Raw genomic sequence first — 12368 nt, 5'->3', positions numbered from 1 at the left:
TCGGGGAACCCTTGCCTGGTTTGAGCTGAAACGTCGCGCGCGCCCGCTGCCCGGCCAAAATGCCAGCGTTGGCGATTGATGTCCATCTGGCGTCATAGCGGCGCCGCGCTGGCGGGAATGTCGCCTCAGTAGTCCGGATAAGAAGACCCGGACGAGCTGCCGCATCACCGGTTCGGGATCCTCCATCAGCTCGGAGAGCCGTTGACGGACCTGGCCCACCGCAGGCAGCGTGAACTCAGCCCTGATCCCTGCCCACACCTCATCGCTGATCGGTTGCCAGTTCACCGTGTGGCCTACCTAGAGCGCCGAGCTGGTCTTCCTGTCCCTCCCGGTAGGCCCGGTGCAGTTCGCCTTTGCGCCCGTGGAAGATTGGCCGGGCCAGGGCATGGCGGCCCTCTTGAAGGTTTCGCATGCCCTTCATCTCCCGCCGATATTGGGGGTCATCGACGAATGTCAGGACGTGGAGTGTTTTGAAGATACGCCCGTAATGAGCGAGAGCTTCGCCAACGTCGGTGGGGCGGCCGTCACGCTGGAGAACGCGGATGACGTCGTGGGCGGAGACTTCCCGGGTATGGACGGAGGCAACCACGCGCAGGATATCGGGCCAATGGCGGCGGATCTTCCCCACATCGATCCTGCCCCGGGCGGCCTTGTCCAGAGCGCCATAGTCGGCGCCGCCGTTGATACGCCACAGCTTTACATCCGGCAGATCGGCCAATACGGGCCTGTAGTCAAAGCCCAGGAGAGTAACGAGGCCGAACACGATGTCTGAATATGACCCCTCAAATTGGACCGTACCACTTCGGTCCGCTGCTGTTCGCCTGTGGATCATTTAGGCAGCTGAGCAAACGAGCACCAGCGCACCTTGGCGCTGACTAATCGGATACCCACCTCCGCGGCCCGAATCATCGATCGGCGCATAGTTCTGGCTAGTATCGGCTGCAGTTTCTAGAGGATGCGGCTGAGGAAAAGGCGCACTCCTACCCTGTCTTTCACCCCGTCCGGATCACGTTCGAGTCTTCAACGTGCCAGATGGAAACAAAACTCTGCTCTGACAGATCGATTCGACCTCCCTCGATAGCGACAAGGATTTCTTTTCCCTGCGCCCTGCCCTGATGACCCCACCGATAACGGCCGGCGCGGGCCACCTGGGCGATGGTCCGGGGATCTAGCACGTGTTGAAGCGAGATCCTACCAGTGGGGTACTTCTTCCACTTCTTGGAAACGAAGGATTTCAATAACCACCATCCGGAGCCCGCAGAAGCTGAGGAAACATTATGACCATTCCGCCGCAGATGCTGCTCCAGCTATGGACTCAGCGTCACGGCGCCGCTGACCCACTGTGCGTAGCTGTCGCGTTATCGGCGTGCCCGGGTGCGGTACGGCCTCAGCCACCTCGCGGGGAGACGGCCGCAACAGACCGCTTCCTCGTTTTCGCTCATAATCGGATCGTCCCACGTCACCGCGAAACTGCAAAGGCTGTGAGGCCACTCCGCTCAACCCCGGGAGACTCGGCCCGGACGACCGGATCCGTGAACAGCGGAGGGGCCGTCGGCGCTGCAGTTCATGGCTGTCTCCAGGGTGAGAATCCTGTGCGTGCGGGCAGCAGCGCATAGGCGGGGATCAGCCAGGCGGGCAGGAACACGCATAACTGCTCAGGCCCCCTCGCCAGGCGGGTGAGCAGGAAGTAGAAGACCGCCCAGCCGACGGGCACCGTAACGGCGGCGTTGAGGAGCCGTTGCCCTACCGCCAGGACCGTTGCCCAGCGGCTCTGCCGCCGGTCCTGCTGGCTGTCCGCCCGGGCACGGTCCCGATCGGCCTGGTCATCCTCACCGGGCGTCACTGCGTTTTCTCCTTCTGATGCCGGAGCAGAGTGTGATGGGAGTTTCTGGCTGGTTGCCACAACCTGCTCAAACTCTTCACCTACCGCACCCAAACCGGGGCAGCAACCCCCGGCCCGAGCAAAGAAGCCAGTGCCCGTCACGGCGTTGCCAAGGTCCCCCGGGCCCTCCAGGCCATACCGAGCATCCCTCGGGACCGCAAACGTCTACTCACGGAAAACCGGTGCGAGCCCTTCGGAATCAACAATCCTCGTGGTCGGAGCATCAAACAGCCAAACCACTACCGACGGTGATCCTAGCCAACCGGCGGCCTCTCAGCGCGGCACTTACTGTCGTCGCCGTTGTACACGCTGCCACCTCGTCCCCGGTGATGGCGGTGTCCAGGGCGCAGACTTCGTCGATGGAGCCGCTCCAGAAATCGCCGAGCTGGCCGCCGCATTTGGCGCGTCCCACTGACAGTGGACCGTTGCTGACACCGTCGGTGCCCGGCGGAACAGTGGCCACGTTTGCCCGTCCACAAAGAGGCTGAGGCCGGCCGGCCCACCCCGGCAATCAAAGCCACCAGCTAAAACTGAGACAGATTATTTGAACTGGGCGTCGCAACAATGCGAGATGCGCCTGATCCGCTATCCCGGTTGCCTGCGGCAGGTTAAAAGCCGAAGGATAGCCTCAGAATAAGGGGCACTGGGGCCGGGTGGTTTCCAGACAGAGTGGCTGCGGCACTTACCCGCGTTCCGTCGTAGCGCATGTCGAAGGCCATGGGAAAGAGCTCCGGCTCACCGACGCCCAAATAGATCAGGGACGCGAAGCAGCTCCGTGACCCCGTGAAGCTGCCATCCAGGTACCCGCAGGCCGCGTGGTCCCCCAATGGCGACACACCTTCAAAATGCATGTCCCCGGCCCCCGAGTATCCTGCCAGCGGCCATATGCCAGTCTTGAGCCCCTCGCGTTCCAGAAGCACACCGGGCGCACTTAGTGGCTCCGGATCATCGTCCCGTTTGTTCGTACGGGTAACCATTGCCTTGAGAGGCCGGGAATCAGCCAGCGGGTAGCCGCCCTCGCGGATGGCCAGCGTGACGCCTCGGGTCCCCGCACCGGAGTCAACCACGTGCACCCGCAGCTCGTAGCCGGCCGCCGCCGTTGTGCCCGTGGCCACCCGCCAGGGTGAATCGGCCTCATCCTCCGCGTCGGACCATACGGGGCGGTAGAAGCTGGCGGCCTGCCTGCCTTCCGCCCGCAGCCTGTGAATCCGGGAACGGCGGCTCGGCAATCCAGCTTCGTTCATGACTGCGAAGTGGTTATCAACCGGCCCGTCGGTGAACAGCGGTGCCGTGTGACTGGAGTAAGCCAGTCTTCGGTACTGGGGATCGTCCGGGCCGGGGCCATAGTATTTGTCGCTGCCGTGGTTAAGAAGGCGTGTAATGCCGTCGCTGGCCGTGGAGTGCAGCAGATAATTGGGCGCCGCACTGAACTGCACGTGATCGGCGGTTTCCACCGGCGCCGGTTCCTCGACGGCGGTCCAAACGGGGTGAGTGGCCGGCAACAGGAGTCCGACGAAAGCCTTGCTGCTCCAGTACGGCGACGCCGGACCGGAATACTCCTGCGTCATGGGTTCGAATGAGCCGAACCAGCCAAGAGTTGGCAGGCCTCCCGGATACGCTCCGCCGTCGAGGAAATACTTGGCGGCGCCGCTGGCGATCCTCCGGGTCTGGCCGGGGCTGAGGGGGCTGCACTCACGGGCTGCGCCAAGGAACAGGGGTGCGACAGCTGCATACCGGTAGATAAGTGAGCGGCCCTGGAATACAGGGGCTCCGTTGCCGCCGAAGAATAGGACATGATCCTTAAGGAATTCGGCGAGACGGCCGGTGAAGAGGTGATTCAGGGCAGGGGCATCAGGGTGCCGTCCTGAAGCGAAGGTGGACCACAGGATTGCGTACAGGTGCATTGCCCAGCCGCAGTAGTAGTCGAAGAAATCGCCGGTGCCGCCGTTGTCCCCGTCGCGGTACCAGCCGCCGTCGACGTACCACTCCTCCAGGCGGAGGAGAGCCTGCTCGATGTGCGCTTCATTGTGTTCGAATCCCGCCCCAGCAAGAAACTCCGCGATGAGGAGCTGGAAGAGCACCCAGTTGTTGTCCACACTCACACTTGTGGACGAACCTTGGAGCCAGGCGGCCACCTGGGCGTGCTCCCGTCCACTCAGCGTGTCCCACAGCCATGGTTTTGTCAGCTGCAGCGCCAACACCACGGAGGCCGCCTCCACCATTGGCTGCTTCCGGTCCTCGATAGGCAGCCAGGCCTGTGGACTCTCCGGATTTGTACCTGCCAGCAATCCGGCCCGGTAGACCTCAAGGTGCCGGTGGGGATCGGCTCCGTCAGCCCCTGCCACCCGGAACGCGGCGAGCATAAAGGTCCGGGCGAATCCTTCCATGCCGTCCGACAACGATCCTGACCAGGACGGCTTCCCGGGCAGTGAGATAAGGGACCTCGTGGTGGACACGTACGGGCGGACAGCCAGCAGCTGCTGGTCAGCGAAGGCCACCCAGTGGTCCCGGGTCCAGCCGGTAATGGGACTCCGCTCATAGTCCGGTGGCGGCATCAAAAAGCCACCAGCCGGGGCGCCGCCGTGACGCCCCGGGTCCGGGCTTTGGGGATGGGCCGCTTCCGGCCGTTCTGCACATTTATGTTTAGACATCTTGACTCCACACGATATGTCCGTTCTAGTTCATAATGACCGAATTGAACACTTTTGAACTAACTCCAACGGGGGCCAGGCATGTTGTCCGAGGATCGCCACGAAGTAATTCTCAGGGAACTGGCGCTGCGCGGCTCGCTGAACGTCACGGAATTTGCCGCGAGGATGGGAATTTCGGGCATGACAGTCCGGCGTGATCTGGCGGCTCTGGATTCCAAGGGATTGCTGCACCGTGTCCACGGTGGTGCAACGATGGGTGGGCCGGCCGGACCCAGCGGCGCAGGCCGGGCGTCCGGCAACTCCATGGCGGGCGGCTCCTGGCGCTCCGGATCGAGGCATCCGCTGGCCACCATCGGCATGGTGGTTCCGTCAGCCTCATACTATTTCCCCGGAATCATCCGGGGAGCGGAGGCTGCTGCCCGGGAGTCGGGCGTCCGGCTGGTGCTGGGGATTTCCAATTATTCGGGCCCGGAGGAGCGCCGCCAGATCCGCCGCCTGTTGGACAGCGGTGTGGACGGCCTCATGGTTACCCCGAGCGACGAGACTCTGGCCGGCAGCGAAACCTTGTTGCTGCTGGCCAATGCTGACGTGCCCGTGGTGGTGGTCGAGCGTTCCATCGAGGATGCCCTCGACGACGGCAGCCTGGAGTCCGTTCGCAGCGACCATGTCCGCGGAGCGGAGATCGCCGTGAACCACCTCCTCTCGCTCGGACACCAGCGGATTACACTCTGCATTCGGGAAGGAAGCCCCACCGCCTCCCGCTTGAGTGAGGGGTACTTTCTGGCTATGAAGCGTGCCGGCATTCCTCAGGATGAGGGCATGGTGGACAAGATTTCCCGCGCCCAAAGCGATCCCCAAGGGCGGCGGCAAATGATTGACCGCATTTTGGACTGGTGCGTTGAAAACCGGCTCACTGCCGCGATCGTCCACAATGACGAGGACGCGCTGCAGTTTGCCAATTCATGCCAGGAACGGGGGATCAGGGTTCCCGAAGATCTGGCAATCGTCGCTTACGACGACGAAATCGCCGCCCTCGGCGCTATTCCCCTGAGCGCCGTGGCACCGCCCAAGTATGACGTGGGCCACCAGGCGCTGACGATGTGCCTCAACCGCATTGTCCGGCGTCCCGGGGGCGCGCTGCAGCGTGTGAACCTGTCGCCCACCCTTGTCATCCGGGATTCAACCCGCAGCTAACAGTCTTGGCTTGGGCGTGTTCGTTTAAGTTCGAAACGTTGAAGATATTCACAATTGTCGCTTTCATTGTGGACAGTCCGGGTGGCCCGGAGTGCACCACGACTTCGCATCGTGAATTTCAAAGGAGAACACAATGAAGCGTCGCCAACTCTTGCTGGGGGCAGCCAGCCTGGCCGCCACCGCAGCCCTTTTGGCCGGTTGCGGCAGCGGCCCCACCGCAGCACCGTCCACGCCCACCCCCACGACCGATCCCACAGGCACCATCACCTTCTGGTCCTCTATGGCCGGAATGGACAAGGTGGCCGCGGCCTTCAACGCCAGCCAGGACAAGATCAAGGTCACCTTCGAGACCATCCCGAACGGCGGCGGAGGTGGTTACGCCAAGCTTTCCACTGCCATCACGGCCGGCAACGGACCCGACGTTGCCACAATCGAGTACCCGCAGCTCCCGCAGTTTGTCAGCAACGGCCAGATCCAGCCGCTGGATGGCCTGATCAACAAAGCCAACACTGTCGACAAGCTCTCGGATCAGATCCGTCACCTCATCCAGTTCGGTGACAAGACCTACGCCCTGCCATACGACGCCGCACCCATGATCATGTGGTATCGAAAGGACATGCTGGACAAGGCTGGCGTGTCGATCCCCAAGACCTGGGACGAGTTCGAAGCGGCCGGCAAGAAACTCAAGGCCGCCGACCCCAGCGCCTTCCTCGCCAGCTTCAACCCCAACGATCCGGCTCTGACCGCTGCGCTGTCCTGGCAGGCCGGCGCCAATTGGTTCGGCACGGAAGGCGACAGCTGGAAGGTCGGGATTTCCGATGACGCGAGCAAGAAGGTTTCCACCTACTGGCAGAAGCTCATTGACCAAAAGATTGTCAAGGTTGAAAACGCCTTCAGCGATGAGTGGACCGCAGACCTCGCCAGCGGCACGGTAGGAGGCGTCCTCGGTGCTAGCTGGAGTGCACCCGGCATCCAGAAACGGACCGAAGCCTCGGGCCAGCAAGGTAAGTGGATTGCCGCGGAGGTTCCCAACTGGGGCCAGCCGGGCGGTGCCTTCTATGGCGGCTCGAGCTTCAACATCACCAAGAGCAGCAAGAACCCCGCCGCTGCGGCCAGGTTCATCGAGTTCCTCTCTACCAATGAAGCAGCTGTTGCAGCCCGAGGCAACAACGGTTCCGCCTTCCTCGCCTACCCGGGTCTGACGGACGTTGCCAAGAAGACCTACAACGCCAGCTACTTCGGCAACGACATCTATGCGGTCTTCGACAAGGCCTACGCATCCATCACACCGGGCTGGCAATGGGGCCCGAACTGGGACATCACCAACACGGCGCTGAAGGATTCTTTCGGCAAGCTGGCGACCGGGGGCACAGTCGAGAGCGCTCTTGACTCGGCACAGAAGGCCACCGTGGCCGGACTCAAGCAGAACGGCCTTTCCGTCAAGGAGTAGGTTCCACCGACGGGGCGGCCTGTATCGGGGCCGCCCCGTTTCTTAGGAGATTTCTATGGCAAATCAAGCCGTCCTCACAGCCGCACGCACCAAAAGTCGGGCCACCTCCGGAACGGGTGGAAGAGCTGCTTCGCTTTTCCTCATACCGTTCTTTACGGTCTTCACCCTGGCCATGGTTACTCCCGTGGTCTACGCAATCGTTCTGAGCTTCTATGCCCAGCAGAAATCCGGTCTGGGCTTCGGAGAAGCCAAGACCTCGTTTGTGGGTCTGGAAAACTATGTCCAGGTTCTTCAGTCCGAGACATTCGTTGAAGGCCTTGGCCGGCTGGTGCTCTACTGCGCCATCTATATCCCCTGCATGGTGGGCGGGGCAATCATTTTCGCCTTGTTGTTGGACGCTGCCGTAGCACGCGCCCGCAAGCTCTTCCAGCTCCTGGTGTTTCTGCCACACGCCGTTCCCGGCGTCATCGCGGCACTCATCTGGTCCTACCTTTACAGCCCAGGCGTCAGCCCCTTGGTCTCGGCGCTGGCATCGGGAGGCATTCAAGTCAATTTCCTCGATGTCCACTACGTTCTTCCGTCAATCGTCAACATCGCAGTGTGGGAGTGGACTGGCTACAACGTGATCATCCTGTTCACCGCCCTGCAGGCGGTGCCGCGGGAAATCCTGGAGGCAGCCCGCGTTGACGGCGCCAGCGAAATCCGCACAGCCCTCAGCGTCAAGTTCCCACTGGTCCTGCCGGCCCTGGGGGTCATCATGCTGTTCACCATCATCGGAACGCTTCAGCTCTTCACCGAACCGTCGATCGTGGCGAAGGCAACGGCCTCCGTCACCGGCACCTGGGTCCCCAATCTGTGGGCCTATGATGCGGCCTTCAACAGGCACAATCTCAACCAGGCAGCCGCTGCATCGATCATCATCGCGCTGATCGCCGCCGTCATGTCCTGGGTGGTCACCCGATTCACCGCAAGGACAAATAAGTCATGAGCACAGATACCTTTCCGCGCACCTACCCGGACAAAGCGCCGAAATTGGCCAGGCGGAAGCACTGGGCAAAGAACGGCGGCATCGGCAGCGTTTTCACCGTCAATGCACTCCTGATCATCGGCTGTGCCTACATGGTGCTGCCTGTACTTTGGCTGTTCTCCGCCTCCACCAAGACGACGTCGGAACTCTATTCCTCGAACGCGTTTTCAGTCACGCAGTTCGCCCTTTTCGAGAACATTTCCGCCGTCCTGGCCCAGGATGGCGGGGTCTTCCTGACCTGGATGTGGAATTCCGTCTTCTATGCAGGGTTCGGTGCCATTTTCGGCGGACTCATCTCGGTGATGGCCGGCTATGCATTCGACAAGTTCAATTTCCGCGGCAAGAACTCCCTCTTTGGCGTGGTTCTTGTGGGCGTGCTGATTCCGAACACCGCGACCGTGCTGCCGATGTACCTGCTGGCATCAGTGGTTGGCGCCACCAACACCATCTGGTCCATCCTGATCCCGGTGATCTGCAACCCGTTTGGCGTCTACCTGGCCAGGGTCTACGCGTCGGCCTACGTACCCAACGAAACCCTGGAAGCAGCACGTGTGGACGGCGCCGGGCCCATCCGGTCTTTCTTCTCGCTGGGTCTGCCGATGATGATGCCGGGCTTTATCACCATCGGGCTGTTCCAATTCGTTGGTGTGTGGAACAACTTCATGCTGCCCCTGGTCATGCTTCAGGACCAGAAGCTGCTCCCGGTCAGCGTTGGCATCTCCATCTGGCAGGGTTACTCCATCCCACAGCCTGAGTTTGTGTCCCTGGTTATTACGGGATCGTTGCTGTCGGTTATCCCCCTGCTGATTGCTTTCATCATGTTGCAGCGCTTCTGGAAGTCCGGACTGACCGCGGGAAGTGTCAAATGAGCTTCCACCGCACGCCGTTGAACGTTGCCCTGGCCATGCCCGGCGACGTCGCGGACAGGCTCTTCACCACCCGGCAACTCGAATCGTTGGGCGCGGGACTCCGGTTGTTGAGCACCAGCCCCATTGGCGATTTCCATGAGGCCGGCGCCAAAGCAATTCTAGCCGAAACCGATGTGCTGATCACCGGCTGGGGTTGCCCGCCTGTGGGCCAGGAAGTTCTGGACATTGCGCCGCGGCTGCGTTACATACTTCATGCCGGCGGCAGCGTGAAACACCACGTGGGCGATGCCTGCTGGTCGCGCGGCATCCAGGTCAGCAACGCGGCCGACGCCAACGCCATACCGGTGGCCGAATTCACCCTCGCGATGATTCTGCTGGCCAACAAAGGGGTCCTTCAGACCGCACGTACCTTGCACACGGTCAAGGCAGAAGTCGTTCCTGAACAACTGTTTCCGGATATGGGGAACTACGGCAAGCGCATCGGAGTCGTCGGCGCATCCAAGATAGGCCGGCATGTCATCCGGTTGCTGCGTCCGTTTGAGCTGGAAATTGTGGTGGCCGATCCTTTCCTGAGCGCGACTGAAGCGGCCGAACTCGGAGTCGGCCTGGTATCCCTGGAAGAACTTGCGGAGACCAGCGACATTGTGTCGCTGCACGCCCCATCACTTCCCACGACGGTGAGTATGATCAACGCCGGGTTGATCGCCCGTTTCCGGACGGGAACAACGTTCATTAACACTTCCCGCGGTGAACTGGTGGATCAGGATGCGTTACTGACCAGACTGGAGCAGGGTGATCTTTACGCGGTGCTGGACGTCACCACGCCCTGGGTGCTGCCGCCCGATTCAGGCTTTTACAAGCTGCCAAATGTGTTGCTCACGCCGCATATGGCAGGGTCTCTGGGCACTGAACTCGAACGGCTGGCGGTTAGTGCAGTGGAAGAAGCACAACGGCTTTCCCGTGGCGAACCACTGCGGTTCCCGGTGCGCGTTGAGGATCTTGCCTTCACGGCCTGAGTCTCGATCCCCCGACGCTGGCTGCGGCGCCGCCAGCAGTCCCCAAGTCCGAAAATGAGGTGAGGTGCCTGTGGTTGGCGCGGGTGGGGGTATCCGGGGGCGAGGATCGTGAAGATTGGAAGTCAGGCTGCGGGGGTCAGGGTTACGGTTGCGCCCGTATGGTGATTTGAGACAGGGTTTAGGAGAATCTGTTTCATGTCTAGCCGTCGTAAATACAGCCCGGAGTTCAAGGCAGAGGCCGTTGAGTTGGTGGTTTCCTCGGGCCGTCCTGTTGTCCAGGTCGCGGCCGATATAGGGGTCAATGAAGGGACGTTGGGGAATTGGGTGCGGGTCTGGAAGGAAGAGCATCCGGAGGTCGCCGCCGATGAGCCGGGTCCGGTGGAGTGGGCGAAGTACAAGGCGCTGCAGGCCGAGAACGCCGAGCTGAAACGGGAACTAGAATTCCTGGGAAAAGTCAGCGCCTTCTTCGCCGCGAAGCAACGATAGACGACTACTACGCGTTTATCCGGCAGGAGAAGGCCAACTACAAGATCGACTGGATGTGCCGGCAGCTGGGGGTCCCCAGATCCTCGTATTACCGATGGACGATGCCGAAGGAACCGACCCCGACACAGGTCCGCCACGAGAAGCTGACCCTGGAAGTGGAGCGCGTTTTTGGACGCGAGAAAGGCATGGCCGGGAGGGACCAGATCACCATGATCCTGGGCCATGAGGGCGTCTCGGTGGCCCAGGGCACGGTGGGCGCCATCACGAAAAGCAGGGACTGCGGCCCGGTAGTAGTCGCGGATGCCGTCGCGCAGCGTCCGGTAGGAGGCTGTGACACCGAATTGCTCGACCCACGTATGCTCATCCGGCGGAACGGCCTGGCTGGTCAACTGCCCACCCAGCCAAGGGTATTGCTCCGTGAGCACTACCTTGCGTCCGGCCTTGAGCGCAGCCAAGGCAGCAGCGACACCGCCAAGGCCACCGCCGACGATCAGAACCTCGGTTTCAAGATGATTCACAGAACGTTTCCTTTGTTAGGTACGGCCAGCGTTGCGCCGTCCTTGACCTCGCAATCAAGGAGCGTGCGCAATTCAGACCCACTGGGGTTGTCGTTGCTGGAGAGGATCCGGCCGAGCAGCCCGACGGCGCTCGAGCCAAGGAGGCCCCTCGGTGGGCTAAGTCTTGTAAAATCAACGCCACGGCCATCCGCCTGAGACGTTTCTTCGAGGACCACCATCGACAAATCCCCGGGGATCGCGAGGCCGGCTTCTGTGGCCAGCCGGTACAGGGACTCCGCCCGCTCCGCCCTGTCCACGAACAGCACGGTCGGTCTGAATTCCCGGATCGCTGCCCAGTCCGCGGCGATATCTGTCCCGTCGCTCGCCCGGATGGCAACCTCAACAAAGGGAAGGGCCCGCAGATCGTCCATGGCTCGTTTGCGGTCGCGAACCGATTCGGCAGGACTGTCGAAATGAAGATAGTAGAAACGCTCATGTCCCAATTCGCGAGCCCGGCGTGCGAGCTCTGACGTTGCCGCAACATAGTCGACGCCGACGTAGGGCACTCCCTCGACATCGCGTCGGCCTACAGCGACAAATGGAAGCCGGCTTTCGACAAGCCGCAGGAGGTCGTCGTGGGCCATCTCCCGTCCGAGCAGAAGGCACCCGTCAGCCAAGGCAAGCCGGTTGTTCTCGTGAAAAATCCGCCGGCGTCCATTTTCAACCGGAGCGCTGGTGAACATCAACAGGTCGCAGCCCAGCTCCTCCGCTTTGGCCTCGATACCAAGAAGGAGCGGCGTATAGAAATCGGTGGAGTTATCCGCGAAGGCGGGCTCATAAGTGAAAACACCAAAGATCTTGTTTCCGACTCCAGCCAGCCGACGTGCTGCCGGATCGGCCACGTAGCCGGTCTCCCGGATGACGGCCATGACGCGGTCTCTCGTTCCCTTGGGAATGCGGCTGATGGCATCCGCCTTGCCATTAAGGACAAGGGAAACCACCGATTGGCTGACGGCGGCGCGTTCCGCGATGTGGCGCTGAGTGATGCGCCGGGCTTTCGGGTAGTCCATACGGTGGTTCTTCCCTCCCTGAAACCGTCCGTTTGCCTATCGAATCAACCTGCAAATGCGCATTAGCAGATTCTTATCCAAGATAACACTGTGATCTACGACACTGTCAAGGGTGGGCTCAAAGGAATGCGGGCAGCGGGACGCTGCCGGCATTCCGGAGATGCCAGGAGCTTGAAACAACGGCGTCGTACCCATCATTAGTCCAAGAAGCAGACGCGGTCATCTG

The 12368-nt window shown here is 61.6% G+C and carries 10 protein-coding genes and 1 pseudogene; 6 read left to right on the top strand and 5 right to left on the bottom strand.

From position 1 onward, the window contains the following. Positions 1–259: 259 nt before the first annotated feature. The 3 genes from ACQCSW_RS01525 to ACQCSW_RS01515 form a co-directional block, all read right to left on the bottom strand. Complete coding sequence (locus ACQCSW_RS01525; RefSeq protein WP_426989199.1) at positions 260–832, bottom strand: Tn3 family transposase; 573 nt, start codon at positions 830–832, stop codon at positions 260–262. 732 nt (positions 833–1564) lie between these two features. Continuing rightward, complete coding sequence (locus tag ACQCSW_RS01520) at positions 1565–1843, bottom strand: hypothetical protein (protein WP_426989198.1); 279 nt, start codon at positions 1841–1843, stop codon at positions 1565–1567. Positions 1844–2490: 647 nt separating this feature from the next. After that, positions 2491–4437, bottom strand: a complete 1947-nt coding sequence (locus ACQCSW_RS01515) for a DUF2264 domain-containing protein (protein ID WP_426989197.1) — start codon at positions 4435–4437, stop codon at positions 2491–2493. A 177-nt stretch (positions 4438–4614) separates the two neighbouring features. On the opposite strand from ACQCSW_RS01515, the gene ACQCSW_RS01510 reads away from it, so the two are divergent. From ACQCSW_RS01510 to ACQCSW_RS01485, 6 genes are all read left to right on the top strand, one after another. Continuing rightward, complete coding sequence (locus tag ACQCSW_RS01510; RefSeq protein ID WP_426989196.1) at positions 4615–5727, top strand: substrate-binding domain-containing protein; 1113 nt, start codon at positions 4615–4617, stop codon at positions 5725–5727. Positions 5728–5860: 133 nt separating this feature from the next. After that, complete coding sequence (locus ACQCSW_RS01505) at positions 5861–7177, top strand: ABC transporter substrate-binding protein (protein WP_426989195.1); 1317 nt, start codon at positions 5861–5863, stop codon at positions 7175–7177. 55 nt (positions 7178–7232) lie between these two features. Then, positions 7233–8165: a carbohydrate ABC transporter permease gene (locus tag ACQCSW_RS01500; protein ID WP_426989194.1), complete on the top strand. Its 933-nt coding sequence runs from the start codon at positions 7233–7235 to the stop codon at positions 8163–8165. Beyond that, entirely contained in the window at positions 8162–9073 is a 912-nt protein-coding gene (locus ACQCSW_RS01495; RefSeq protein ID WP_426989193.1) for a carbohydrate ABC transporter permease, read from the top strand. The genes ACQCSW_RS01500 and ACQCSW_RS01495 overlap by 4 nt, the downstream gene beginning before the upstream one ends. Positions 9074–9180: 107 nt before the next feature. Further along, positions 9181–10089 carry a hydroxyacid dehydrogenase gene (locus tag ACQCSW_RS01490; protein ID WP_426989192.1) on the top strand — a complete coding sequence of 303 codons (909 nt, stop codon included), beginning with the start codon at positions 9181–9183 and terminating at the stop codon, positions 10087–10089. Positions 10090–10284: 195 nt separating this feature from the next. Continuing rightward, entirely contained in the window at positions 10285–10575 is a 291-nt protein-coding gene (locus ACQCSW_RS01485) for a transposase (protein WP_426989191.1), read from the top strand. 296 nt (positions 10576–10871) lie between these two features. On the opposite strand, the pseudogene ACQCSW_RS01480 reads toward ACQCSW_RS01485, so the two are convergent. Together ACQCSW_RS01480 and ACQCSW_RS01475 are read right to left on the bottom strand one after the other, a co-directional pair. After that, positions 10872–11093, bottom strand: a pseudogene (locus tag ACQCSW_RS01480) (FAD-dependent oxidoreductase); the annotation flags it as partial. After that, positions 11090–12142 carry a LacI family DNA-binding transcriptional regulator gene (locus tag ACQCSW_RS01475; protein ID WP_426989190.1) on the bottom strand — a complete coding sequence of 351 codons (1053 nt, stop codon included), beginning with the start codon at positions 12140–12142 and terminating at the stop codon, positions 11090–11092. The pseudogene ACQCSW_RS01480 and the gene ACQCSW_RS01475, both read right to left, overlap by 4 nt. Positions 12143–12368: the final 226 nt, after the last annotated feature.

Source organism: Pseudarthrobacter sp. Y6 (assembly GCF_050156205.1).
GTDB lineage: Bacteria > Actinomycetota > Actinomycetes > Actinomycetales > Micrococcaceae > Arthrobacter.
This window is presented reverse-complemented; position numbering and strand designations above follow the sequence as displayed.

What these genes read in the sequence shown, in the direction of transcription:
- ACQCSW_RS01525 (WP_426989199.1), bottom strand. Translation starts at nt 832, where the DNA reads ATGATCCACAGGCGAACAGCAGCGGACCGAAGTGGTACGGTCCAATTT.
- ACQCSW_RS01515 (WP_426989197.1), bottom strand. Translation starts at nt 4,437, where the DNA reads ATGCCGCCACCGGACTATGAGCGGAGTCCCATTACCGGCTGGACCCGG.
- ACQCSW_RS01505 (WP_426989195.1), top strand. Translation starts at nt 5,861, where the DNA reads ATGAAGCGTCGCCAACTCTTGCTGGGGGCAGCCAGCCTGGCCGCCACC.
- ACQCSW_RS01500 (WP_426989194.1), top strand. Translation starts at nt 7,233, where the DNA reads ATGGCAAATCAAGCCGTCCTCACAGCCGCACGCACCAAAAGTCGGGCC.
- ACQCSW_RS01475 (WP_426989190.1), bottom strand. Translation starts at nt 12,142, where the DNA reads ATGGACTACCCGAAAGCCCGGCGCATCACTCAGCGCCACATCGCGGAA.
- ACQCSW_RS01510 (WP_426989196.1), top strand. Translation starts at nt 4,615, where the DNA reads ATGTTGTCCGAGGATCGCCACGAAGTAATTCTCAGGGAACTGGCGCTG.
- ACQCSW_RS01485 (WP_426989191.1), top strand. Translation starts at nt 10,285, where the DNA reads ATGTCTAGCCGTCGTAAATACAGCCCGGAGTTCAAGGCAGAGGCCGTT.
- ACQCSW_RS01495 (WP_426989193.1), top strand. Translation starts at nt 8,162, where the DNA reads ATGAGCACAGATACCTTTCCGCGCACCTACCCGGACAAAGCGCCGAAA.